General features: G+C 51.1%; 21 protein-coding genes. 16 read left to right on the top strand and 5 right to left on the bottom strand.

The annotated features are described in order from the left end of the window. Positions 1-29: 29 nt before the first annotated feature. Positions 30-1,832: an ABC transporter ATP-binding protein gene (locus tag L3D05_RS20980; RefSeq protein ID WP_239618287.1), complete on the top strand. Its 1,803-nt coding sequence runs from the start codon at positions 30-32 to the stop codon at positions 1,830-1,832. A gap of 76 nt (positions 1,833-1,908) precedes the next feature. Next, positions 1,909-2,652, top strand: coding sequence for a hypothetical protein (locus tag L3D05_RS20985; RefSeq protein WP_239618288.1), 744 nt, complete (start codon positions 1,909-1,911; stop codon positions 2,650-2,652). A gap of 87 nt (positions 2,653-2,739) precedes the next feature. Here L3D05_RS20985 and L3D05_RS20990 read toward each other — a convergent pair whose 3' ends face one another. Continuing rightward, complete coding sequence (locus tag L3D05_RS20990) at positions 2,740-4,077, bottom strand: sensor histidine kinase (protein ID WP_239618289.1); 1,338 nt, start codon at positions 4,075-4,077, stop codon at positions 2,740-2,742. Between the two features lie 163 nt (positions 4,078-4,240). Between L3D05_RS20990 and L3D05_RS20995 the strand changes: the two genes are divergently transcribed. After that, positions 4,241-5,584, top strand: a complete 1,344-nt coding sequence (locus tag L3D05_RS20995) for a DRTGG domain-containing protein (RefSeq protein WP_239618290.1) — start codon at positions 4,241-4,243, stop codon at positions 5,582-5,584. A gap of 9 nt (positions 5,585-5,593) precedes the next feature. Here the strand turns inward: L3D05_RS20995 and L3D05_RS21000 are convergent, their stop codons facing one another. The 3 genes from L3D05_RS21000 to L3D05_RS21010 are packed head-to-tail and all read right to left on the bottom strand — an operon-like array spanning position 5,594 to position 6,808. Beyond that, complete coding sequence (locus L3D05_RS21000) at positions 5,594-5,917, bottom strand: YtpI family protein (protein ID WP_239618291.1); 324 nt, start codon at positions 5,915-5,917, stop codon at positions 5,594-5,596. A gap of 57 nt (positions 5,918-5,974) precedes the next feature. Continuing rightward, the gene (locus L3D05_RS21005) at positions 5,975-6,436 is read right to left on the bottom strand and encodes a sporulation membrane protein YtrI (RefSeq protein ID WP_239618292.1); all 462 of its coding nucleotides are present in this window, start codon (positions 6,434-6,436) and stop codon (positions 5,975-5,977) included. A 45-nt stretch (positions 6,437-6,481) separates the two neighbouring features. Continuing rightward, positions 6,482-6,808, bottom strand: a complete 327-nt coding sequence (locus L3D05_RS21010) for a YtrH family sporulation protein (RefSeq protein WP_239618293.1) — start codon at positions 6,806-6,808, stop codon at positions 6,482-6,484. Between the two features lie 159 nt (positions 6,809-6,967). Here L3D05_RS21010 and L3D05_RS21015 point away from each other — a divergent pair, with 159 nt between their 5' ends. The 9 genes from L3D05_RS21015 to ppk1 all read left to right on the top strand — a co-directional run bounded on the left by L3D05_RS21015 (position 6,968) and on the right by ppk1 (position 18,687). Further along, on the top strand, positions 6,968-10,588 hold the full coding sequence (locus tag L3D05_RS21015) for a DNA polymerase III subunit alpha (protein WP_239618294.1): 3,621 nt from the start codon (positions 6,968-6,970) through the stop codon (positions 10,586-10,588). A gap of 55 nt (positions 10,589-10,643) precedes the next feature. Further along, a complete protein-coding gene (locus L3D05_RS21020; RefSeq protein ID WP_239618295.1) occupies positions 10,644-11,396 on the top strand; it encodes an alpha/beta hydrolase in 753 nt (250 codons plus the stop codon). Between the two features lie 162 nt (positions 11,397-11,558). Beyond that, on the top strand, positions 11,559-11,747 hold the full coding sequence (locus L3D05_RS21025; RefSeq protein WP_135151778.1) for a glutamate decarboxylase: 189 nt from the start codon (positions 11,559-11,561) through the stop codon (positions 11,745-11,747). A 56-nt stretch (positions 11,748-11,803) separates the two neighbouring features. Continuing rightward, the gene (accD, locus tag L3D05_RS21030) at positions 11,804-12,670 is read left to right on the top strand and encodes an acetyl-CoA carboxylase, carboxyltransferase subunit beta (protein ID WP_239618296.1); all 867 of its coding nucleotides are present in this window, start codon (positions 11,804-11,806) and stop codon (positions 12,668-12,670) included. Next, the gene (locus tag L3D05_RS21035; RefSeq protein ID WP_239618297.1) at positions 12,660-13,625 is read left to right on the top strand and encodes an acetyl-CoA carboxylase carboxyltransferase subunit alpha; all 966 of its coding nucleotides are present in this window, start codon (positions 12,660-12,662) and stop codon (positions 13,623-13,625) included. The genes accD and L3D05_RS21035 overlap by 11 nt, the downstream gene beginning before the upstream one ends. A 48-nt stretch (positions 13,626-13,673) precedes the next feature. Further along, on the top strand, positions 13,674-15,428 hold the full coding sequence (gene pyk / locus L3D05_RS21040) for a pyruvate kinase (RefSeq protein ID WP_239618298.1): 1,755 nt from the start codon (positions 13,674-13,676) through the stop codon (positions 15,426-15,428). Positions 15,429-15,534: 106 nt separating this feature from the next. Then, positions 15,535-16,008, top strand: coding sequence for an acyl-CoA thioesterase (locus tag L3D05_RS21045; protein WP_239618299.1), 474 nt, complete (start codon positions 15,535-15,537; stop codon positions 16,006-16,008). Between the two features lie 24 nt (positions 16,009-16,032). Further along, complete coding sequence (locus L3D05_RS21050; RefSeq protein ID WP_239618300.1) at positions 16,033-16,437, top strand: FxsA family protein; 405 nt, start codon at positions 16,033-16,035, stop codon at positions 16,435-16,437. A gap of 162 nt (positions 16,438-16,599) precedes the next feature. Further along, a complete protein-coding gene (ppk1, locus tag L3D05_RS21055; RefSeq protein ID WP_239618301.1) occupies positions 16,600-18,687 on the top strand; it encodes a polyphosphate kinase 1 in 2,088 nt (695 codons plus the stop codon). A gap of 12 nt (positions 18,688-18,699) precedes the next feature. Here ppk1 and L3D05_RS21060 read toward each other — a convergent pair whose 3' ends face one another. After that, positions 18,700-20,241, bottom strand: coding sequence for a Ppx/GppA phosphatase family protein (locus L3D05_RS21060; protein ID WP_239618302.1), 1,542 nt, complete (start codon positions 20,239-20,241; stop codon positions 18,700-18,702). Between the two features lie 429 nt (positions 20,242-20,670). Here L3D05_RS21060 and citZ point away from each other — a divergent pair, with 429 nt between their 5' ends. From citZ to mdh, 4 genes are all read left to right on the top strand, one after another. Further along, complete coding sequence (gene citZ, locus L3D05_RS21065) at positions 20,671-21,786, top strand: citrate synthase (protein ID WP_239618303.1); 1,116 nt, start codon at positions 20,671-20,673, stop codon at positions 21,784-21,786. Positions 21,787-21,893: 107 nt separating this feature from the next. Beyond that, positions 21,894-23,186 carry an NADP-dependent isocitrate dehydrogenase gene (gene icd, locus L3D05_RS21070; protein ID WP_239618304.1) on the top strand — a complete coding sequence of 431 codons (1,293 nt, stop codon included), beginning with the start codon at positions 21,894-21,896 and terminating at the stop codon, positions 23,184-23,186. A gap of 35 nt (positions 23,187-23,221) precedes the next feature. Continuing rightward, positions 23,222-23,665, top strand: coding sequence for a hypothetical protein (locus L3D05_RS21075; RefSeq protein ID WP_239618305.1), 444 nt, complete (start codon positions 23,222-23,224; stop codon positions 23,663-23,665). A 28-nt stretch (positions 23,666-23,693) separates the two neighbouring features. Then, a complete protein-coding gene (gene mdh / locus L3D05_RS21080; protein ID WP_239618306.1) occupies positions 23,694-24,638 on the top strand; it encodes a malate dehydrogenase in 945 nt (314 codons plus the stop codon). Positions 24,639-24,723: the final 85 nt, after the last annotated feature.

Raw genomic sequence — 24,723 nt, forward strand, 5'->3', positions numbered from 1 at the left:
ATAAACGCGCGTTCAGAGGAGAGTGCATTTTGCAACCCGTAGTCACCAACAGGGGTGAGCCCCATTCATATGGTTTTGAGCATTTATTGAACGATGATTCCCTGACCGAGCGCAAGCCGCTCCGGTTGTTGTTTTTGTTGTACAGACCGCACTGGAAGAAGCTTCTGCTGTCTATCCTGTTTTTCTTGATTAAGCATTCGCCGACCTATATTCTTCCGATCGTAACCGCGAATCTCATTAACATGGTGTCCAATCCTGACAAATACGGGATGGAGACGCTCTGGTGGAACATTATTATTTTATCGATCGTCATCATTCAGAACATACCGACGCAAGTGCTGCATATCGGCTATATGAGCAAAGCGATCCGATTCGTCGAAGCGGGACTGAGAAGCACGCTCGTTCGCAAGCTGCAGCGATTGTCCATGTCGGCGCACGGCGAGCTTGCCGCGGGCAAGCTCCAAGCTAAGGTGCTGCGCGACGTCGAGGCGATCGAGTTTCTGTCCAAACAATTCATGCTGTCGGTATTTCCGGCTATTCTTAGCGTTATCGTCGCCATATCCATTACGGCTTCGCGGAACTTGACGGTAATGGGCTTCTTCGCTCTCACGATCCCGACCGCGCTGTTCGTCATCTCCTTCTTCCGTAGGAAGATCAGGCGCTCGAATATGGAGTTTCGCAAACAGATCGAGACGATGTCCGGGCAAGTATCCGAGATGGTTGGAATGATGCCGGTCACGAGAGCCCACGGGCTTGAGCAAACCGAGATTAAGAAGATCGACAACACGTTAAGCAACTTGCGAACCAAGGGGTATAAGCTGGATATCGTCGAAGCTTATTTCGGATCTTCCGCATGGGTAACCTTTCAGCTGTTCCAGGTGTTATGTCTGGGGTTCACGGTCTGGCTAGCGATGAAGGGAAAAATTCCTGTCGGAGACGTTGTGCTATACCAATCGTTCTTCGGCATGATCTTGAACTCGATTACGCAGCTGATCAACGTCTACCCGAACATCGCCAAAGGCTTCGAGTCGATCTATTCGGTAACCGAGATTCTTCTCTCTAAGGATACGGAAGCCTATCAGGGGAAGAAAAAGGTCGAATCGGTGAAAGGAAGCTTCGATTTCGATAATATCCAATTCGGATATCCCAATTCGGAACGGCATATTTTGTCGAACTTCAGCCTCAACGTCAAAGCCGGCGAAAGTATTGCCTTAGTCGGAGCTTCGGGAGCTGGGAAGTCGACGGTGCTAAACCTGGTCATCGGGTTTAACCGTCCGCTGAAGGGACAGGTGAGAATCGACGGAATACCGATGGACGAGTTGGACATGACGGCTTATCGTAAGCATATCGCCGTCGTACATCAGAGTACGGTACTGTTCTCCGGCACGATTCGCGAGAATATTACATACGGCTTACCTACGGTCAGCGACCATCAGTTGGCGGAAGTTGTCCGCATGACCCATCTGGAAGACGTGATCGCGCAATTGCCGGAAGGGCTGGATACGCCGGTTGGCGAACACGGCGGAAAGTTATCGGGCGGACAACGGCAACGGATTGCCATTGCAAGGGCGTTAATACGCAACCCTAAAGTGATCTTGTTGGATGAAGCGACATCGGCTCTCGATAACGAATCAGAGTACCACGTCCAGCAAGCGATGCAAACATTGATCGAAGGGCGTACAACTTTTATCGTCGCCCATCGGTTATCCACGATTCGGGATGCCGACCGCATCGTCGTCATGAAACAAGGGCAATGCGTGGAGATCGGTACTTATGAGGAACTAATGGCGTTGAAGGGCGAGTTCTATCAATTGAAAATGTTACAGAATTAGAGGAATATGAGATTTCTCGTCGAACAAGTGAATTTAGGTAAATTATTCCTAATTGTTCCGAGGAGGAAAATTCGACATGTCTGACCAGGATTCGAATCAACCGAAATTACACAAAGCGGATATACAGGAACAAGGCGAGCTTCAAACGGCGGCTTCGGCTACCGAGAGATCGCCATTGCCGCCAGTGGCAGCTCCTGCAACCCCATCGTCCAATGCGGGAAATTCGACGCAGAGCTCTCCAGTGGGCGGGATCGATGTACAGAAGCTGTTAGCGTTATTGAAAAATCCATCATCGGCATTGAAGCTTCAGCCCCTTACGGAATGGATATACGGGGCGATCGGCGCCGGGGTAGGGGTCATCGGATTTTTCTTCTGGATTTGGTCCATCCAAGAGGAGCTTAAGAACGATTTCTTCGGGGCCATCGGCAATCTCGTTTTCTTAAGCCTGCTCGGCTTCACGACACCAGGCAAATATCTGGTCATTGGAATTTTCTCTATCGCCCTGTTGGTCGGCTCGCTAACGTTGGTCGGCAATTGGATCGGCGGAAGGAAAAGAAGCTGGATGGAGGCCATCACGTTCCAAGGGAGCACGCAGTTGCTGTTCGGGGCAGGTTGGATCGTCTCCGGCATCGTCGCGTTCTTATCCTTGCAATTGTCCATGCTGATCGGCGTCATCTTGTTGCTCATCAACTTGATCTTAGCCGTAACTCAAGCCGAAGACCTGCATGAAGTTAGCAGAGACCGCAGGTTTCTGTACATCGTCTATTCTATAGCGGCTTATATGTTCCTGCTGTTCCTGGTTTACAAGATCATCACATAATATAACAACAATTAAAGGCTGTACCGGTCCTTTGTCCTTTGAAGGAACCGGATACAGCCTTTATCTATGGGTACGGGCATGAACCTCTTAGCGATGAGGCAAGGAAACGAGAATAGTAGTACCCGACTCGGCGGAAGAATGGATGTGGAGAAGCCCTTTGTAAAATTGCACTCTTTCGTGAACGATAGCCAGCCCGAGACCGGAGTGACCGGCTTGCTTGGTCGTATAACCGGGAAGAATAATCATCATCTTGTCCTGCTCGGTCAATAACCTGCCCTGATTGCGGACTTCGATAGCCAGCTTTCCTTCGGCTATACAGATGGATAGATGGACCAGTCTTCGTTCTATCGGCAAAGTATCGCTCTCATCGAATGCATTGTCTACCAGATTGCCCATAATCTTAATGAGATCGATGGACTTGATCGAGGATTCGATATCGAGTAGATCGGGAATTTGATACGTAAAGTTTATGTTTCGCGTAATCGCCATTTCCATCTTCGCCTGAATGAAGGCAGCGAGCGCGGGCGTTGGATGCGAGACGATCGTGCTGACGGCATGCGCTTCTTTGACGAGATCGTCCATGTAACTTTTTAACTGCTCTAACTTGTTCATTTTTAACATGGAATACATAACTTGAACATGATTAAGGAAATCATGGCGTTGTCCGCGGATAGAAGTGAACATTTTGCCGATTTCCTCTACGTAGACGTCCTGGGTTTGGCGAACGGCTTCTTCTCGGATATTTAGCATCAGGCGAATCGTATAGAAGAAGGCCCCGAAGGAAGCTAACAACAAGAAGTAAATCAGGAAGTTGAAGGTCCTCTCGGAATAATAATGCTTGTCCTCAACCCCGATGACGAACAATACTCCAATCAAGAAGGTTTGGAAAAGCGTAAGAAGCAGTACTTCTTTCATCCGAGTTTGTTTGATATTTATTAAATATTGATATAATCGAAGGAAGAAGGCGAAGTTTCTTCTCTCTATGTATCGGGATAACCAGATTAGCAACAAGTCGACCGGAACAGAGACGGACAGGAGCCGGAGAAAATGTTCTTCGAACATCTCCTTCTGTGGGGCGAGACCATACGTCAACTGCATGAGCATTGCGGATAGCAATTCCGTCAGCATGATAAGTGTGACATAGGTGAGGAATACAATAAGTACTTTCTTAAAGCCGAAAGTCCGAAAAATGATATACAAGATGCTAAATGACAAAACTGTAGAGCTCAATAAATGGAGTTCCGTAGGGACATGCAAAATATCCAAGTCAATGATCAACGAATTGATTACGGAGAAAATAACGAGCTTCCAAATATGAGAGGAAGGCTTTAAGTTCCAGATAGAGAAAGTGAGCAAAATATGGATCAACGACTGGGGAATGGATAGCAGAACAACGATCTTGAAGTAATCCAATAGGATGTCCAAAGCTTTCCCCCTCCAGTTCATGTCGAATAAAGTCGAATTTATAGATATAATGTCATACTAACAATCAATATCTACTTTACTGGTTTTCCGAAGGCTATGGAATAGGGGAATTGGTAATTTTCATAAAGTTTACCTAAAGAGCTGATGAAAGTAGGGGGCTTTTATGTCAGGAAATGACAAAAATCCAAATGAACTAACGAAGCATGAGCAACTTCTTCAATATATCCGCGAGCTTCCTATCGGTACGAAAGTGCCAGTCCGCCAGATGGCGAAGGATCGGGGCGTATCCGAAGGGACCGCGTATCGAGCTCTTAAGGAAGCGGAGCAGCTTGGCTTGGTCAGTACGAAGGAGCGAATCGGAACCGTTCGGGTGGATAGAAAAAGAAGAAACCATCCGGAGCAATTAACGTTCGCGGAAGTGCTCGAGATCGTGCAGGGGAGTTTGCTTGGAGGAGAAGAAGGCTTGGAGAAGACGCTCCATAAATTCGTCATCGGCGCGATGGAGCTCGGCGAAATGATGGCCTATATCGACGCGGGGAGCTTATTAATTGTAGGTAACCGGGAAAATGCCCATAAAATCGCCTTAGAACAAGGCGCCGGAGTGCTCGTGACAGGAGGATTCGGAACTAGCGAGGAAGTAAAAGCGTTAGCGAACGAGCGCCAACTGCCCATCCTGACTTGCCGGCATGATACGTTTACGGTTGCTTCGATGATTAACCGGGCCATGTACGACCAGCTTATTAAACGTAAAATCATGATTATCGCCGATCTGCTCGAGCCGACGTCCCGCAATGGCTTGCTGAAACAATCGTCGGATGTTGCCGATTTCCTGAAGCTCAGTTCGGAGACGGGGAGCAGGAGATTCCCGGTAACGGACGAATGGAACAGGGTCGTAGGAATGATTACGTCCAAAGACGTCGCGGATTCCCCCACTAACCAGACGTTGGATAAGCTAATGACGCGGAGGCCGATGACCGTAACGATGAATACGCCCGTCGCTTCTGCAGCCCATCGGATGGTATCGGAAGGGATTGAACTGCTTCCCGTCGTTGATCGGCAACGCAAGCTAGTAGGAGCGATAAGCAGGGGAGAAGTGCTTCGGGCGATGCAATTCGCCAACCGTCCGGCTCATCTAGGGGAAACCTTCGATGCGCTCATGTGGGGTGGTTTCGCGGAACAGAGAGACGAAGAAAACCGGTTGTACTTTACCGGCTTGGCGACGCCGCAAATGTCAGGCCCGCTAGGCACGATCTCGGAAGGCGTTCTTACGTCGCTCATGCAGCAGGCGGCAAGCCGGGCAGTCGAGGATTTGCGGAAACGGGAGCATGTCCTGGACAATATGACCACTTATTTCTTGCGCACGGTTCCGGTGGACGCGAGCATATCTATCGTACCTCATATCATCGAGGCGAGCAGACGTTACGTGAAGGTGGAAGTTCAAGCGGTGCAGGACGGGGACGTCGTCGCGAAAGCGATGCTGACAGCCCAGACGATCGACCCGGCTTAGAATCGCGGATTATTGCGGCAATCGCGCGAAGTGCGAATGGTTGCGCAAGCCAGCGAACAAATTGAATAAGCCAAGCAATATAAACAAAGCGCCGATAACGACTTTAACCGATGAACCGGTGAAGAGGATCATCAGCAAGCCGGCGATAAAAATAAGCATCAGTCCCATGCAGATGTTCATGCGGGAAGCATACAATCCCCGTAACCGTCCGTCACTTGTGCGGCGGGAACGGAAACTATTGAGGGCGGATAAAAAACAAGTCACGATAATCAGGGCGCCGAACACCCATTCTAACGCGTCAACCATATAAGTAAGCAGCTCCTTTTGGTCCATCTTAACGCCCACTATTGTACCACAAACGAAGGGGAAAGCGCTTGTCAGGGGAGTCCGTTACTTGTTGAGATGCTTCTTCGCATCGACCCAGACTTGCAGCACGCCGTCCACGAGCAGCATCGTTCGGATCGTAACCTCGTAATCCTGGTCCTCTACTTGGTCATAAACCTTCTTGTTAAGCAGCTTTCTCGCGAATTCCGCATCCGAATTAATCGTATAAATACTCCGCCCGAGGAAGATATTCAAATCTTCCTTGAGCCTCCTCTTTAATTCTTTTTCCGTAATGATATCGAGGTTGTCGGAACCTCCTTGCTCGTGCCGGAAGATCGTAACGACGCTTCGGATAACATTCTCTTTGCGTACTTGCTGCGCGAGCTCCAAGTCCTTCTTCATCGTCTCAAGCTGATCCTTCAGCTCGAAGTTTCTATGAATCACTTCGTCCACGATATTGTTTTTTAGGGCATTGTATACCGCGCTGCCTACGATCATCCCGCACACGAAGAAGGCTGTTATCTGCATGAACCTCCGGAATCTCTCGAAGTTAGGCACCCGCATGATGGCACCTCACCCTCCGTTGCTGTGAAGCCACTGAATAAGCTCCACTCCGAGATGGGCGCCCAGAAAGGCGAATAGAATATAGCCGATTTGTTGCATGGCAGGGGAAAGGTACCCGACCATCACATGCGATTCGATGACCCGGATCGGGTCGATCGTCCCGCCGACCGCCGCGACGAGCGCCCATATTTTCAGATTTCCCGCAACTTGGAGCATTTTCTCCTTGGGTGGCGTCATCAGAAATACCGACCCCATCCCGGCGAGCAAAGCCCCTCCCAATACGACGCCGAACGCGATGAAGAAGCTGAATGCGGCTTTCGTAATAAAATCGTCCATAGCAATCCCTCCATCTTGGAGTGAACGAGCAGCGCCACTGGCGTCTGCGAAATTTCGCCTCTATCTTAAGTGTATGGGACTGGCCTATCTCCTTATGATACAATTCATAGACAAAGGTATTATTCGAATTATAGATTTAGCGGAAAAGAAGGGATAACCATGTGCGATTTCGTTCATCTTCACGTCCATAGCGAATACAGCTTGCTTGATGGCGCGGCTCGCATCAAGGAGATGGCGGCCAGGGCGGCCGAGCTTGGCATGTCATCGCTAGCCCTTACGGATCACGGCGTTATGTACGGCGCTATTCCTTTCTATAAAGCATGCTTAGAGCACGGAATCAAACCGATAATCGGCATGGAAGCCTACATCACGGCAGGCTCCAGACATGACAAGCAATCGCGCAAGGATCAACCGACTTATCACCTTACTTTGCTAGCCAAGAACGAGACGGGTTATCGGAACTTAATGAAATTGACCTCGATCGGGCACTTGGAAGGCTTCTATTATCGTCCGCGCATCGATTTCGAAGCGTTAACGGCACATGCCGAAGGGCTTATCTGTCTGAGCGGCTGCATGAGCAGCGAATTGTCCCGCCAGTTAATGGACGACAATGCGGACGCGGCGAAAGCGACTGCGATTCGTTATCGGGATTTGTTCGGCGACGATTATTACTTGGAAATTCAGGATCATGGGATTCTGGACCAGAAGAAGATTACGGCAGGCGTTCTCAAGCTATCCGAGGAGTTAGGCATTCCGTTAGCCGCAACGAACGATTCGCACTACATCTGCGAGGATGATAACTCCTTGCAAGACGTGCTTATGTGCATCGGAACCGGTAAGACGGTCGACGATCCGGACAGGTTCAAGATTACGACGAACCAACTGTTCCTTAAGAGCGGAGAAGAAATGTCCGCCTTGTTCCGCCATGTCCCGGAGGCGATAGCCAACACGGTGAAAATCGCGGATAGCTGCTCCCTAGAGCTTGAGTTCGGCAAACACATTTTGCCGGCGTTTAATCCGCTGCCGGAGGGGAATTCGGCTGCGCAATATTTGCGCGAGCTGTGCTTGGAAGGCTTGCGGGAGAGGTTCGAGGGGCAGCAGGAATGGCTGGATCCCGATTATCGCTTGAAAGCGGAGGAGCGACTGCGTTACGAGCTGCGCGTCATCGGCGAGATGGGGTTCGACGATTATTTTCTGATCGTGTGGGATTTCATCCGTTATGCGCATGAGCATGGCATCGTGACGGGGCCGGGACGCGGTTCCTCGGCGGGAAGCCTGGTTGCGTACGTATTGAAAATAACCGACGTAGATCCGCTTAAGCACAAGCTGCTATTCGAACGGTTTCTTAATCCGGAACGGGTCAGCATGCCCGATATCGATATCGACTTTAGCGACGAACGGCGCGACGAAGTTATTCGTTACGTCGTGGAGAAGTACGGATCGGAGCATGTCGCGCAGATCATCACATTCGGAACGTTGGCGGCTCGCGCGGCGGTGCGGGATGTGGGCCGGGTGCTCAATTTACCCTACGGTGAAGTGGATAAGACAGCCAAGCTCATTCCGGGCATGCCGGGCATGTCGATCGAGCGGGCGATGAAGGAAAACGCGGAATTCCGGGCATTGGCGGAAGGGACTTCCGGGGCGGCCGAGCTGATCGCGATGGCTCGGAGGGTAGAGGGGATGCCGCGCCATGCCTCTACCCATGCGGCAGGAGTCGTCATCTCCTCCGATCCGCTGACGGATTACGTTCCTCTTCAAGAAGGAACCGATGGCGTTCCGTTAACCCAATATTCGATGGAGAACCTAGAAGCCGTCGGGTTACTTAAAATGGATTTTCTCGGTTTGCGCACCTTGTCCATCATTGAGCGTTCATTGGCTTCCATTAAGGAGCAAACCGGACGCGAGTTACGGTGGGAGGAAGTTTCCTACGAAGACAGTGCGACTTATGAGCTCATGGGACGCGGAGAAACGACTGGGATTTTCCAGCTCGAATCTACGGGAATGCGCAGGGTGCTTAAGGAGATGAAGCCGTCCTCGTTCGAGGACATCGTCTCCGCGGTCGCGCTATACAGGCCGGGACCGATGGAGTTCATTCCGCAGTTCATTCGGGCGAAACACGGCTTGGTCGAAGTGGAATACCCGCATCCGAATCTCGAACCGATTCTATCGGATACGTACGGAATTATCGTCTATCAGGAGCAGATCATGCAGATTGCTTCTACGATGGCGGGATTTACATTGGGCGAAGCGGATTTGCTGCGGCGCGCGGTGAGCAAGAAGAAGCGGGAAGTACTAGATGAGCAACGAAAGTTTTTTGTCCGCGGTAGCTTGAAGATGGGGTATTCTGAAGCGGAATCTAACGGGGTGTACGACCTGATCGTTCGCTTCGCGGATTACGGCTTCTGCCGGGCGCATGCGGCGGCTTACGCGGTGTTGGCGTTCCAGACGGCGTACTTGAAAGCCCACTATCCGGTCGCGTTCATGGCCTCCATGCTGACGGCGGTCGTCGGCAACCAGCGCAAGACGGCGGAATACGTGGACGAGTGCCGGAGGATGGGTATCGAGGTGCTGAAGCCCGACGTAAACGAGAGCGGCGTTTTGTTTACTCCGTTATCGTCCGCTGCAAGCGAGTCGGGCAAGGAAGCGATTCGTTTCGGCCTTGCCGGTGTGAAGAATGTTGGCACTCAAGCGATCGACAGCATAATAAAGGAACGGCGGGAGAGCCCGTTCGAGAGCTTAAGCGATTTCTGCAGGCGCGTGGATTCGCGCGTGTGCAACAAGCGGGTCATCGAATCGCTCGTGCAAGCCGGCGCGCTCGAATCTCTACCGGGCCATCGGTCGCAGCAGCTTGCTGCGTTAGAGCCCACTATTGCGGCTGCGGCGTTATGGCGCAAGGAACGGGAAGAGCTGCAGATCGAGCTGTTCGACTTCGAGGAATCCCCCGATTGGAATGTGGATCTTCCTAACGTTCCGCCCTACACCCAGACGCAAATGCTGGAATTGGAAAGAGATTTGATGGGTTTATATTTGTCCGGACACCCACTGGACGCATTCGATGAGCTGATGGATGAACTGAAGTTCGACCGGTTGGTCGATATCGGGGAAATGGCGGACGGGGCGACCGTGTTTACGGCGGGAATGATCGTATCGCATAAGCCGTTCGTCACGCGTAAAGGGCAAGCGATGGCGTTCCTCGAAATCGAAGACCGGATTATGGGAGCGGAGCTTGTCGCCTTTCCAACGGTTTGGGCGAAAGCGGCATCCATCGTTAAGAAAGGTTCGCTTGTATTCGTTCGTGCGAAGGTGCAGCTCGGGGACGAAGATTACAAGCTTCTCGCGGACGATATATTACCGCTTGATAGCGCGGATCTGAATCAGCAGGTGGAGAGGTTGCGCCGAATAAGTCAACCGGCTCGTTCGAACGGCGGCTACGCGGGCAGAAGCGGGAGTTCGTCCGCAGCTACAGCACCCGTTGCCAGGACATCCAATGCGTACGGGACAAAGGCACCAGCTTCACCAAGCTTGGCGAGTGCACCAGCGAGTAGCGGGAAGGCCGAGCGGGTATATATCCGCATCGACGAACCGCATGAGCAACCGGCAACGCTTATCCGCCTAAAGCTATTGCTTAAGGCGCATCCTGGCGAGCTGGCTACCGTGCTGCGATATGAGCGGGAAAGACGTACCGTCGCGCTAAGCGACGAATACAAGGTCCATCCAGCGCCGGAGCTTGTATCCGAGATGGAGAAGCTACTAGGTGAGGGAAGCATTAAAGTAAAATAAAATAAAAGACAGGGTGCAAAGGCATGTTCAACAACCCTAGATGGAGAAACAGACGATGGCATTGATTCAGTGCGATTTTATATCGGAGACGCTCGGTATCTCCACTTCTATGAACGTCATTTTGCCGCAAGGGCAAATAAATAGACCGTTTCAGACCTTATACCTTCTTCATGGGCTTTCGGACGACCACACGGGTTGGTGCCGTCGGACCTCAATCGAGCGTTATGCGGATAATCAAGGCATCGCTGTCGTGATGCCTGCCGTGAACCGTAGCTTCTATGCCGATATGAGCCGCGGCGCGAAGTACTGGACTTTCATAAGCGAAGAGCTGCCGCGGTTGGCTCGCTCCTTCTTCCCCTTGTCCGATAGGCGCGAGGACAATTTCGTAGCCGGACTGTCCATGGGCGGATATGGCGCGATGAAACTGGCCTTATCGTTCCCCGATCGTTACGCCGCGGCCGCGAGCTTGTCCGGCTCCGTAGACATTAGCCGGCTAGCGGCCGAAGAATACGGCGGCGATATGTGGAATATATTCAGCGATCCCGCTAAGGTTTCGGGATCGTCTGCAGATTTGTTTGCGCTCGCTGATCTTGCGGCTCTTGCAGCAGGAGACGGGCTGGTACCGATGTTATATCAGTGCTGCGGAACGGAAGACTTCTTATATGAAGACAACGTCCGGTTTCGCGATCATTGCCGGCAGCTAGGGCTTCCGGTGACGTATGAGGAAGAGCATGGAAATCACGATTGGAGCTACTGGGATCATAAAATCGCGCGGGTGCTAGAATGGCTTCCGATAAAGCGCGATTAATGGCTTACGTTCCTCCGATCCGTGCGCGCTAGGGCAACTGACGTTGTTTGGTTGCTAGTCTTGCGGCATCTGTGCTATGATTTCCTTATTGCTTATTGAGGTTGTTCATTCGATTAATTCATCTATTCCAATGAATGTCTAAGAAACTGGGGGTACCGCTTCATGTGGACGGTCATCTACATCGCACCGACCGCTAAGATTGCCGAACGAATTCAGAAGCGTCTAACCGATGAAGGATTTCTCGTACAGGTACGCCCCATCAATCTTACTAAACCGCAGTATGAAATATTGGTGCCATCTGGCGAAGTGCGGGAAGTACAAGAGGTATTAGGCAGCATTCTGCATCTGTAATTCAGTACGATACCCAAAGCTTGACGGTCCCCATATATCGCTTGTGAGGTGTCGCAGTGTTCAAGGATCTATTTCAGAAGAAAAAATATGCCGTCGTTCCCTCGGAACGTACGAAGAGGGATATTCCCGAAGGCTTGATGAACCGTTGCCCGAAATGCGGTACGATTCAATTCAGCAAAGAGCTGGAGAAAAACCTTAAAGTTTGTTCGACATGCGGACATCATTTCCGCCTGAACGCCTGGGAGCGCATCGCGATGACGCTCGATGAGGGGCGTCTTTTTGAGATTGACGAAGATCTGATCTCCGAGGATCCGCTTCAATTCCCTGGTTACGCCGCGAAGCTGGAACAGCAGAAAGCAAGTTCCGGGTTGAAGGATGCGGTCATTACCGGAGAAGGCGAGATCGGTGGATTTGGCGTCGTGATCGGCGTCATGAGTTTTGATTTCTTCAGTGGCAGCATGGGCTCCGTCGTAGGCGAGAAAGTGACGCGCGCTATCGAGAAAGCTACGGAAAAACAGTTGCCGCTCGTCTTTTTCTCCACCTCGGGCGGAGCAAGGATGCAAGAGAGCATTCTAAGTCTGATGCAAATGGCCAAAACAAGCGCGGCGCTTGCGAAGTTCCAAGAACAAGGGGGCTTGTTTATCTCCGTGTTCACGGATCCGACCTTAGGCGGCGTATCGGCCAGTTTTGCTAGCTTAGGTGATTACATCTTAGCCGAACCGGGCGCTATCGTTGGTTTTGCCGGGCGTATCGTCATTGAACAGACGATTCGCCAGAAGCTGCCGGATAATTTCCAGACAGCTGAATTCAACTTGAAGCATGGCCAATTGGACAAAGTCGTGCATCGCAAAGAAATGAAAGCGATGCTGACTAAGTTGCTAGACATGCACGCGGGGAAAGGAGAGCCGGCCGATGTCCAGTGAACTGCCCTTTGAGAGGCCGCTCGCCGAATTACGCAAAAAAATAGACGAGCTCAAGCATTTCGGAGCCGAGAAGCAAATTGATTTCACGGATGAGATCGGAAGGCTCGAAGAACGCTACAAACAGCTTGAGACGGAGATCTACGATAATATGAGTGCGGCTCAGATTATGCACATGGCCCGCCATCATCAGCGTCCAACATCTCTGGATTACATAAATCTTGTATTTACCGATTTTATCGAGCTTCACGGAGACCGGGTATTTGCAGATGATCTAGCGATTGTTGGAGGGCTCGCCAAGCTTAACGGCATTCCTGTCACGGTAGTCGGTCACCAGCGAGGCAAGGATACGAAGGATAACATCCAGCGTTTCTTCGGCAGTCCTCATCCAGAGGGCTTCCGTAAGGCGTTGCGCTTCATGCAGCAAGCGAATAAATTCGGACGTCCGATCATTACGTTCATCGACACAAAGGGCGCTTATCCCGGCAATACGGCGGAAGAACGCAACCAATCGGAAGCGATCGCCCGCAATCTTCTGGAGATGGCAATCTTCGGTGTCCCGATCATCTGCGTCGTCATCGGAGAGGGCGGCAGCGGCGGCGCATTGGCGCTAGGCGTCGGCAACCGAGTGTTGATGCTGGAAAACGCGATCTATTCGGCGATTTCGCCTAACGGAGCCGCATCGATTCTGTGGAAGGACGCCTCCAAGGCGGACGAAGCAGCAGAAGCGATGAAAATCACCGCGAAGGATTTGCTCGAGTTCGGCATCATCGAAGATATTATTCCCGAGCCGCAAGGCGGGGCTCATCGCGATAAAGGAATGCAAGCCGACGCGATCAGGGAAGCCGTATGGCGCCATTTGCAGGAGTTGCTGCAGATGACACCGGATCAATTGAGGGAAGACCGGTACCAGAAGTTCCGTAAAGTCGGGCGTTTCGGTACCGCAGAGCTTGAATAGCTCTATATAAATGCGACCTTGGATAGATAAACGGAGGAAAAAGAAATCATGCGTAAAACAAAAATTGTGTGCACGATCGGTCCTGCCAGCGAGTCGTTGGAGAACATCAAGAAATTGATTACCGCTGGCATGAACGTCGCCCGTCTGAACTTCTCTCACGGGGACTTCGAAGAGCACGGAAACCGGATGAAAACGATTCGCCAAGCTTGCCAAGAATTGAACAAAACGGTTGCGATTTTGCTGGATACGAAAGGCCCCGAGATTCGCTTGGGCAAATTGAAGGAAGAGCCGATCGAGCTTGTTCAAGGCGAATTCATTACCTTGACGACGGAAGAAATCCTGGGCGATATCAACCGCGTTCCGATTACGTATAAGGAATTGCCAGGCGATATCAGCGTTGGTTCGACGATCCTCATCGACGATGGCTTGATCGGATTAACGGTCTTGGACATCCAAGGTACGGAAATCAAATGCCAAATCGTCAACAGCGGCCAAATTAAGAGCAAAAAAGGCGTTAACGTTCCGGGTGTTGCAATCTCCATGCCAGGACTTACAGAAAAAGATATCGGCGATATCAAGTTCGGAATCGAAATGGGCGTAGATTTCATTGCAGCGTCTTTCGTACGCCGCGCTAGCGACGTCCTCGAAATTCGTGAGCTTCTTGAGCGCCATGATGCTCGTTATATCCAAATCATCTCCAAAATCGAGAACCAACAAGGCGTTGACAACCTCGATGAAATTTTAGAAGTTTCCGACGGGCTAATGGTTGCTCGTGGAGACCTCGGCGTAGAAATTCCGGCTGAAGAAGTTCCTCTCGCTCAGAAGCTGATGATCGAGAAATGCAACCGTGTGGGCAAGCCGGTCATTACGGCTACGCAAATGCTAGATTCCATGCAACGTAATCCGCGCCCTACTCGCGCGGAAGCTTCCGACGTTGCGAACGCGATCTTCGACGGTACGGATGCCATCATGCTTTCCGGCGAGACGGCTGCTGGTAAATATCCAGAGGAGTCGGTGCTCACGATGTCGCGCATTGCGGAGCGCGCAGAGTCCGCGCTGCATTACCGTGAAATTTTCAAGAAACAAGCGAGAGCTCAACAAACTTCGGTAACGGAAGCGATCAGCCAAGCTGTGGCGAACTCCGCCTTGGATCTGGACGCGAGAGCGATCGTGACTTCAACGGAGAGCGGTTATACGGCTCGCATGATTTCGAAATACAAACCGAAATCTCCTATTATCGCGGTTACCCCTGTTGATCAAGTGCTTCGCCGTTTGCAACTCGTATGGGGCGTTGTACCGGTGAAAGGCGTGTCCGCGAAGACAACGGACGAAATGTTCGAAATCGCCGTTAAAGGCGCGTTGGAAACAGGCACCGTACGATTGGGAGATACGATCATTATTACCGCTGGCGTACCGGTAGGACGTTCCGGAACGACGAACCTGATCAAGATCCACAACGTTGGAGAATTGATCGCCAAAGGACAAGGAATCGGTTCGCAAAGCGCAACAGGCAAAATCGTAATCGCGAATTCTCCTGAAGAAGCTATCCGCAAGATGACGGCGGGAGCCATTCTCGTTGCGCCTTCGACGGACAAAGAATATATGCCTGCTTTCGAAAAAGCGGCGGCAGTGATTACGGAATGCGGCGGCATTACTTGCCATGCGGCCGTAGTAGGTCTTAATCTCGGCATCCCGGTAATCGTTGGCGTTAACGACGCGATTAAGTTATTGAAGGATGAAATGGAAGTTACTTTGTATGCAGAGCATGGCGTTATCTACTCCGGCCAAGCTAAAGTCATGTAAGTTCGTAACAATCGTATAGATGGATTCCCCGCAGCGTTGCTGTGGGGGATTTTTATATCCGGACGTCATTTATTGAATGACTTATGTAGGAAGGGGGGAACACGAAATGGGAAAATGGTTCTTATTTCCTCTGCGGGTAAGGTATCAGGAGACCGATCAGATGGGGGTCGTCTATCATGCGAACTATTTGAACTGGTTCGAGATCGGAAGAACGGAATGGGTACGACAAGCCGGAATAGCCTATAAAGAAATGGAAGGCCGGGGCTTGCTGCTGCCGGTCACGCATGTGGAGGCTTCATTTAAGCAGCCTGCGCTTTACGATGAATGGGTGACCGTGTGCACGCAGGTGGTCGAGATGACGAGCATCCGCGTACGCTTCGAGACTCGAGTGCTAAGCGGGGATATGACGGCAAGCTTGGGTCTTTGCTTTGAAGGGGATGAACCGCCGGGAGATCTGCTCGTCCAGGGGGGCACGAAACACGTTTGGGTGAATAAAGAATGGAAGCCGGTTCGTTTCGCGCGAGAGGCTCCGGACTGGTATGATAAGATGGTAAGCCTCGCGGGAGATGTTATGAAGTAAGGAATGCGGATGGAGGGAACGGATATGCAAAAGAAATTGTTGCCGGTGCTTGTCATCGCGATGCTTATCGAGATCTGGGGTATCTATATGATGGGACGCTGGATAGGCGGCTTCGCTACGTTCCTGCTAGTGATCGGGACGGCGATTCTCGGCGCATGGCTGATCAAGACGGAAGGTCGCAAAGTGTGGCAGCAAGCTCAAATGCAGATGCAGTCGGGTCAAGCTCCGGGCCATAAGCTATTGGAAGGGCTTTGCGTATTGGTCGGGGGGATCCTATTGATCGTACCGGGCTTTATTACGGATATTATCGGCATTACGATGGTCATCCCCTTGACTCGCCCGATCTATCGGCTGTTTCTGTATCGATGGCTTGAGCGTTTAATTCGCAGCGGTAAATTCACGATATCCCGCGGACCGAACCGCTGGTAGCCGATAATTTATCATTTTCCGCAGTTTATGACGCGAATGATGTTCATTTAACCTAACGTTAACGATTCGTTGATGTTTAGTTTACAAATGACCAACATAATGAAAGAGACAAGTCATAAGATGTGGAAAAAGTCGCTTACAGGATGAACAGGGGGAAGCCGAGTGTCTAGCGTCAAAAAGTACATTAACCGGGATTTAAGCTGGCTGGAGTTCAATAGACGTGTGCTTGAGGAAGCCGAGGATACGGGAACGCCGCTTCTGGAGCGGTTTCAGTTTCTATCTATCGTGCAGAGCAACCTGGACGAATTTATGAGCGTTAGAGTTGCAGGATTACAAGCTCAGAGCAAAGCGGGTTATTTGAAAACCGATTTTACGGGCTATACGCCTCAAGGTTTGATCAAAAGATTAATGAAACGGACAACACGGATGGTTCGCGAACAGTATCGGACCTATCGCGAGCTATTGAAGCTGCTTGCGAAGGAAGGCGTTGCGCTTACGACTTTCCGCGATCTGCATGAAGATCAGAAAGCTTTAATGACGGATTATTATAAGCGGATCATTTACCCGGTTCTAACGCCGATGGCTGTCGACCAAAGCCGTCCTTTTCCTTTATTGCATAGTAAGGAGCTCTATTTGGCCGTTGTCTTGAAAGAAGAAAACGAAAGCATTAATCAAGAGGACGAGGAACAAACATTTTGCGCGATCGTTCAAGTACCTTCGATTCTCGCGCGCACGGTTCTCGTTCCAGGACGCAAAAATAGCCGGAAACTCAGCTATCTTCTCTTGGAGGATCTGATTAAAGAGCATATCGGACTGCTATTTAGCGGTTATCGGACGGAAGCCGTTCATTCTTTTCGCGTGACGCGCAATTCGGATTTGACGCTGAACGAAGAAGGCGCGGAAGATCTTCTGCAGGAAATCGAGAAGGAGCTTCGTCGCCGCAGACGCGGATTGCCTGTAAGGCTTGAAGTGGAGAAAGGGATTCATTCGGATGCTCTGGAGCTATTAAGAGACGAACTAGAGCTGGAAGAGGACATGTTCGATGAAATCGACGGCCCTTTGGATTTAGGCTTTCTGTCTAAATTCGTAGGCATGTTGCCGAATTACGATCATCTCCGTTATCCGAAACACGAACCTGTCTATCCGGAGGAGTTCGACGAAACGGATGACATGTTATCCGTTCTCAGGGAGAAAGACGTTCTAGTCTATCATCCTTACGAATCGTTCGAGGTCGTGAATGATTTTATACTGGAGGCTGCCGCGGATCCCGACGTCCTTGCGATTAAAATGACGTTGTACCGGGTCAGCGTGAACTCCGTGCTTGTACAGGCGTTGGCAAGCGCCGCGGAATCGGGTAAGCAAGTGACCGTCGTCGTGGAAATCAAGGCGAGGTTCGACGAAGCGCGCAACATCGCGTGGGCTCGCCAATTGGAGAAAGCGGGATGCCACGTTGTATACGGCTTGGTAGGCTTAAAGACGCACGCTAAAATTACATTAGTCGTCCGAAGAGAAGCGGATTCGTTACGCAGATACGTACACGTGGGAACAGGGAATTACAACGAGAACACGGCACGCCTCTATACAGACGCGGGGTTATTTACGAGCCATCCGTCCATCGGAGCTGACGCTACCGCGCTTTTTAACGAAATGACCGGCTATTCGACTCCGCATCTGTGGTCTTCCTTCGCGGTTGCTCCGATCGGATTGAAGCCAAAGCTCTTTGAATTAATCGATCGGGAGATTGAACATGCGTTAGCCGGACGTCCGGCGCGTATCGTGGCTAAGATGAATTCTTTGTCTAATCAATCGATGATCGATAAGCTGTACGAAGCTTCGCAGGCGGGAGTCAAGATCGAACTGATCGTAAGGGGAGTATGCTGCTTGCGGCCCGGAGTGCAAGGCTTCAGCGAGAACATACGGGTCATTAGCATCGTGGACCGCTACCTGGAGCATGCGAGAATACTGTCTGTCGCCGGGGGCGGGAATGACGAGGTATATATTTCAAGCGCGGACTGGATGACGCGTAATTTAAGCCGCAGGGTGGAGCTCATGTGCCCCGTGTACGATCCGGGGTTGCGTCTCATGCTCATGAACGTGCTGCATATGAACCTGCAGGACAACGTAAAAGCGAGGGAATTGCAATCCACGGGCGCTTACTTGAGAGTGAAGAACGAGAACCCTCCGCTGCGCAGCCAATTCGAGACGGCGGATATTCCGCTCTGGAAATCGATTGCGGCAGCGTATGAATAAGGGACTGGGGAATTATCGAATCCGAACGGTGAGTTCGGGGGTAATTCCCCAATTTTTTTTAAGTTCCTTGGCGATGTTGTCGACTTCCATGCGCTCGACGGGCAATGGATGTTTGGCCTCCGCTAACAAGCGAAGCTTATTTCCCTTGACGGACAACTCCAAGGAGGTAATCGCTTGAGATTCGCTTCGATCCAAGGCGGCAGCAAGAAGTAACAAGGAGCCTAGTTTTGCGATCAATTTATCATCGCCCTCGGCGAGTATCATCCGATAAGGGGATAGCTTGCCTCTTAGTGGATTGGTTCCTCTATAGGAAGCGATGGCGGCCGTCAAAATCGTCTCCCGATGGGATAAACCGTTCCAGTGCGTGTGCAGCAGCATGTAGAAAGTATGATCCGCGCTATCGTTGAAGTCGATGACCGTTCCGATTCGAAATACACGTGCGGCGGCGTCCAACAAGCGACGGTATTCGGGTGGTATTTTCGCGCCGGGGGATAATTGATCGTATAAAGACAAAGCTAACTTGCTTACTTGCTCAAGATGTTCTTCCGGGGCAACGGGATACAAAGCAGTGAGATTGCGTATGCTTTCATTCAATACATAATCTTCCGAGTCCGTCTGCTGGTGGGAAAGACAGGTTTCGTAGAATAATCCGTCGCGTAATCCAGTGCCGCATACGACCAATCGGGAAGTTAACATTTGTTGCATGACGCCGAGAAGGATAGCCAATCCGGGCACGATCACGTCGCCGCGGTCTTTGGACAGTCCTGGCAGCTTGCGTCTCTTGTCGACGGGGATGGTGGACAATCGTTCTAGCGCCGAAGCAAGATCGGGGATCGACAGCTCGTATCCGTGCAGATGGGGAAAGGCATAATTCGATTCCCGTTGGTGAAGCTTGGCAAGCGCGCGGACCGTTCCTCCCAAACCGATGAGGGGAAGCCCGGGGTGGCTGGATATCCAGCCATGCGTGCGTAGCAAGCCGCGCACCTCGTTCTGGATTTCTGTCAGCAGGGATGCAGGTATGGTTCCGTTGCCCAACGCGTATTTCGCGGACGTATTGACGCATCCGATCGGGAAGGAAACCGCGGATACGACTTTTCTATTCTGCACGAGGGTAATTTCCGTACTCCCACCGCCGATGTCCACAACGAAACAATCGGCAAGGCTAAGGCTGCTTAACATCGCTTGGCTACCGATTCGGGCTTCGTCCTCGCCGCTTAATACTTCTATGGTTAATCCGGTTGTCTCTAAGAGCTGCCGAATGATCGCTTCCCGGTTCACGGCTTGCCGAATCGCAGCCGTCGCTACGGCGCGGATGTGATCGGCTCCGTGTTTGTGGCAAATCCGTTTGAAATGTCTAAGCACTTCGGCAAGCTCTTCAACGGCTTCGTCCGGCAAGGAACCGGATTTATCCAATCGTTGGCTGAGACGCGCAGGCCACCGGCCTTGGTCGACGACCCGGTATGCGCCGTTGTCCGATAGCTGGTAGACGGACAAACGGACGGTGTTGGAGCCGATATCGATGATTCCGGTAATTCGGTTTGTATGTACGAGCATGTTATAGACCTCCAGCTTAGCTTCATCCAACCATCTCGATGCTGTATAAAAAACTTAATAGTGAACTTGAGTTTCATTGTATCACAAAATAATCGATCGAATAATTAGAGGGATTAAGCAAATGACTAAGGTTACCAGAATTTAATAACATGTTCGAAAATTTAGGTTTTCAGGTTGAAAGAGGAATGACAATCCAAGAACGATTGCTTATGGTGCCGATAAAACATTTTAATGCCGCAATCGGTTCCATTCCCCTCTGAAATCGATTATCATTAAAAAAGGTCAAAAAATGCTAGGTTATTTGATGTTTTCGTTCATTATTGAGTCGGGAGAGCGTTTTGCTCTTGCGCAAACTTACGATGATGTCATTCGGCTGCTTGTTGAGACAAGCCGATGATCTGAATTTACCGGATAAAGGAGAGAGAAAATATGACAGCAACCAAAGGTCTTGAAGGGATCGTCGCGGCCAAATCGACGATCAGCTCCATTATCGACGGCGTCTTGACTTATCAAGGAATCAATATCGACGAGCTGGCAGAACAAGCGTCGTTCGAAGAGGTCGCCTACTTACTATGGCACGGCAAACTTCCAACCCAATCGGAGCTGGACGGTCTTATCTCAGACCTTAGTGAATATGCTGCCGTTCCGGCTGACGTAATCGCAGGTTTGCGATTGTACCCTAAAGGCAGCAACTCCATGGCTGCTTTGCGTACGTTGGTGTCCAGCCTAGCGCTGTTCGATAGCGAAGCCAACGACATGAGCAGAGAAGCTAACTACCGCAAGGCGGTTAAGTTGCAAGCTCAATTGCCAACCGTTGTCGCGGCGTTCGCCCGCATTCGCGAGGGCAAAGAACCAATCGCTCCGAAAAAAGGCGTAGGCGTTGCCCATAATTTCTTGTACATGCTAACAGGAGAAGAGCCTGCACAAGTCGCGATCGAAGCGATGGACAAAGCTCTTGTTCTTCATGCCGACCACGAGTTGAACGCTTCGACGTTCGCGGCTCGCGTAACGGTAGCTACGCTGTCCGATATTTACTCCGGCGTAACGTCTGCGATCGGTGCTTTGAAAGGCCCTCTGCACGGCGGTGCTAATGAAGCAGTTATGGTTATGCTCGACGAAATCGGCTCCGTTGCGAATGTAGAATCTTACATTCAGAAAAAGCTCGATAACAAAGAGAAAGTCATGGGCTTCGGCCATCGCGTCTACAAGAACGGCGACCCGCGCGCTAAGCATCTGATGCAAATGTCCCGCCAGCTCGGCGAGCTGAAAGGCGACATGACGCTTTATGAAATGTCCATCAAGATCGACGATCTCATAACAAGCCAAAAAGGATTAAAGCCGAATGTAGATTTCTACTCTGCATCTTGCTACACGATGCTCGGCATTCCTCGCGACCTGTTCACGCCGATCTTCGCCATCAGCCGGGTATCCGGTTGGACCGCGCACATTCTCGAACAGTACGAGGACAACCGTTTGATCCGTCCTCGCGCGGAGTATGTAGGTCCGGTAGACCAGCACTACGTGCCTATCGCCAATCGTGGCTAAATTAAATGCTGCTGCCGGCGGGTTGTCCCCTTTGCCAAGAGCAAGGGGGCAAGTCGCCGGTTCTTCGCGACAAATAAACGGAACACATTCAGGAGGAGAAACGAATAATGAAACTCGAAAAATTCGCAGCGCCGACTTCCGGCGAGAAAATCACGGTAACTAACGGAGTACTGAACGTCCCTAACAATCCAATTATCCCTTTCATCGAGGGCGACGGTACTGGCCGCGATATCTGGAAAGCTTCCAAACGCGTGCTTGATGCAGCGGTAGAAAAAGCTTACAAGGGCGAAAAACAAATCGCATGGTACGAAGTGTTCGCCGGCGAGAAAGCATTCAATGCTTACGGCGAGTGGTTGCCAGCCGATACGCTGACAGCGATCCGCGAGATGATCATCGCGATCAAAGGACCATTGACTACGCCAATCGGCGGCGGTATCCGTTCCCTGAACGTAGCGCTTCGCCAAGAGCTTGACCTATACGTTTGCTTGCGTCCAGTACGTTACTTCGACGGCGTACCTTCCCCGGTTAAACGTCCTGAGCTCGTAGACATGGTTATTTTCCGCGAAAATACGGAAGATATCTATGCGGGTATCGAGTACCAATCCGGTACGGAGCAAGTTAAGAAAGTGCTTGAGTTCCTGCAAAAGGAAATGGGCGTTAACAAAATCCGTTTCCCTGAAACTTCCGGTATCGGTATTAAGCCAGTTTCCGAGGACGGTTCCAAACGTCTTGTTCGCGCAGCGATCGAATACGCAATCAAACACGGCCGCAAATCCGTTACGCTCGTTCATAAAGGCAACATCATGAAATATACCGAAGGCGCGTTCAAAAACTGGGGTTACGAAGTGGCTGAACAAGAATTCGGAGACAAAGTATTCACATGGTCCGAATACGATAATATCAAAGCAGACAAAGGCGAAGAAGCAGCTAACGCAGCTCAGAAAGCCGCTCTTGATTCCGGCAAAATCCTAATCAAGGATGCGATTGCCGACATCGCGCTTCAACAAGTTCTGACTCGTCCAACCGACTTCGACGTTATCGCTACGTTGAACCTGAACGGCGACTACCTGTCCGATGCTTTGGCTGCTCAAGTCGGCGGAATCGGTATCGCTCCCGGAGCAAACATTAACTACTTGACTGGGCATGCTATCTTCGAAGCGACTCATGGTACTGCTCCTAAATACGCAGACAAAGACGTCGTGAACCCAGGTTCCGTTATCTTGTCCGGCGTTATGATGCTTGAGCACTTGGGCTGGTTGGAAGCTGCTGACCTGATCTACAAAGGCTTGGAAAAATCCATCAACAGCAAAGTCGTAACTTACGATTTCGCTCGCCTGATGGACGGTGCTACTGAAGTTAAATGTTCGGCGTTCGCGGACGAAATTATTAAAAACTTCTAGTTTTATTCCCCTCGCCGGGGAGGCTATTAACCCCTATGTCCCCGTCGCGGGGAGGGCTCAATCCCCCTAAGTCCCCCTTTCCAAGGGGGATTCCAAGGGCTGCTGCCCTCTGGACACCCGCCTTCGCGGAGAGAGTTACCAACGAGCGGTGGGATCGGGGCTTGTGCGGGGAGGCCGCAGAATATTCGGGAAGGGAATCGCCACTTCGTTGGCGAAACCCTTCCCGAATTTCGATAGCTGGCTGCGATGGCTTGTGGCTGACGAGCTGCTTCGCGCTCTCGCGGTTAGGAAAGTGCACGAGCTGGCTGCGCGCTCGGATTGGAGCGACTTTCGTGCTCCTACTAGTGAAAGGTCAAGGGATGAGCTGGCTTCGCGCTCGGGTTGGAGCAACTTTCGTGCTCCTACTAGTGAAAGGTCAAGGGATGAGCTGGCTGCGCGCTCGGGTTGGAGCGACTTTCGTGCTCCTACTAGTGAAGTGATGGGTTAAATACAAGGAGGGAATTCAAAGTGGCAATTAGACGTGCGAAAATTACGGTTGTAGGTGCTGGATTCACAGGTGCGACTACTGCGCTAATGTTGGCTCAGAAACAATTGGGAGACGTCGTTCTTCTCGATATCCCGCAACTGGAAAACCCGACTAAAGGCAAAGCGCTCGACATGATGGAATCGACTCCGGTTCAAGGAATCGACTCCAACATCGTGGGTACTTCCGACTATCAAGATTCCGCTAACTCCGACGTAGTCATCATCACAGCCGGTATTGCCCGCAAGCCGGGCATGAGCCGCGACGACCTCGTGAACACGAATGCTGGAATCGTGAAGTCGGTGTGCGAGAACATCAAAGCGACGAGCCCGAATGCTTACGTTATCCTCCTGTCCAACCCTGTTGACGCAATGACTTATGTAGCTAATAAAGCGTTAGGCTTCCCGAAAAATCGCGTAATCGGCCAATCCGGAGTTCTGGATACGGCTCGTTACAATACGTTCTTGGCACAAGCGTTGAACGTATCGGTTGAAGACGTACGCGGCGTCGTTCTTGGCGGCCACGGCGATGATATGGTCCCGCTCGTACGTTACACGACGATCGGCGGTATTCCTGTCGAAAAACTGCTTCCTAAAGAGCAAATCGATGCTATCGTAGCTCGTACTCGCGTAGGCGGCGGCGAAATCGTTAACTTGCTCGGTAACGGAAGCGCGTATTTTGCACCGGCTGCTTCGCTCGTACAAATGACGGAAGCGATTCTGAAAGACAAGAAACGCATTCTTCCGATTATCGCGTTGCTCGAAGGCGAATATGGCTATAACAACTTGTTCATGGGCGTTCTTGCTGTTCTGGGCGGCGACGGTATCGAAAGAATTATCGAGATCGAATTGACAGGCGAAGAGAAAGCGGCACTTGAGAAATCCGCTGAATCCGTTCGCAACGTCATCAAAATCGTCGAAAACGCATAATCGAAGATCAGTTTCGTTTTCAAGGGAGAGCCTTCGGGCTCTCTTTTTACGTATAAAGGTCGTTAATGCGAACAAATCGTGATGC

Source organism: Cohnella mopanensis, from assembly GCF_022352055.1.
Lineage (GTDB): Bacteria > Bacillota > Bacilli > Paenibacillales > Paenibacillaceae > Cohnella > Cohnella mopanensis.

Coding starts and splice junctions, on each gene's coding strand:
- L3D05_RS20985 (WP_239618288.1), top strand. CDS start 1,909: ATGTCTGACCAGGATTCGAATCAACCGAAATTACACAAAGCGGATATA.
- L3D05_RS20995 (WP_239618290.1), top strand. CDS start 4,241: ATGTCAGGAAATGACAAAAATCCAAATGAACTAACGAAGCATGAGCAA.
- L3D05_RS21000 (WP_239618291.1), bottom strand. CDS start 5,917: ATGGACCAAAAGGAGCTGCTTACTTATATGGTTGACGCGTTAGAATGG.
- L3D05_RS21005 (WP_239618292.1), bottom strand. CDS start 6,436: ATGCAGATAACAGCCTTCTTCGTGTGCGGGATGATCGTAGGCAGCGCG.
- L3D05_RS21010 (WP_239618293.1), bottom strand. CDS start 6,808: ATGGACGATTTTATTACGAAAGCCGCATTCAGCTTCTTCATCGCGTTC.
- L3D05_RS21015 (WP_239618294.1), top strand. CDS start 6,968: ATGTGCGATTTCGTTCATCTTCACGTCCATAGCGAATACAGCTTGCTT.
- L3D05_RS21020 (WP_239618295.1), top strand. CDS start 10,644: ATGGCATTGATTCAGTGCGATTTTATATCGGAGACGCTCGGTATCTCC.
- L3D05_RS21025 (WP_135151778.1), top strand. CDS start 11,559: ATGTGGACGGTCATCTACATCGCACCGACCGCTAAGATTGCCGAACGA.
- L3D05_RS21035 (WP_239618297.1), top strand. CDS start 12,660: ATGTCCAGTGAACTGCCCTTTGAGAGGCCGCTCGCCGAATTACGCAAA.
- pyk (WP_239618298.1), top strand. CDS start 13,674: ATGCGTAAAACAAAAATTGTGTGCACGATCGGTCCTGCCAGCGAGTCG.
- L3D05_RS21045 (WP_239618299.1), top strand. CDS start 15,535: ATGGGAAAATGGTTCTTATTTCCTCTGCGGGTAAGGTATCAGGAGACC.
- L3D05_RS21050 (WP_239618300.1), top strand. CDS start 16,033: ATGCAAAAGAAATTGTTGCCGGTGCTTGTCATCGCGATGCTTATCGAG.
- L3D05_RS21060 (WP_239618302.1), bottom strand. CDS start 20,241: ATGCTCGTACATACAAACCGAATTACCGGAATCATCGATATCGGCTCC.
- citZ (WP_239618303.1), top strand. CDS start 20,671: ATGACAGCAACCAAAGGTCTTGAAGGGATCGTCGCGGCCAAATCGACG.
- icd (WP_239618304.1), top strand. CDS start 21,894: ATGAAACTCGAAAAATTCGCAGCGCCGACTTCCGGCGAGAAAATCACG.
- L3D05_RS21075 (WP_239618305.1), top strand. CDS start 23,222: ATGTCCCCGTCGCGGGGAGGGCTCAATCCCCCTAAGTCCCCCTTTCCA.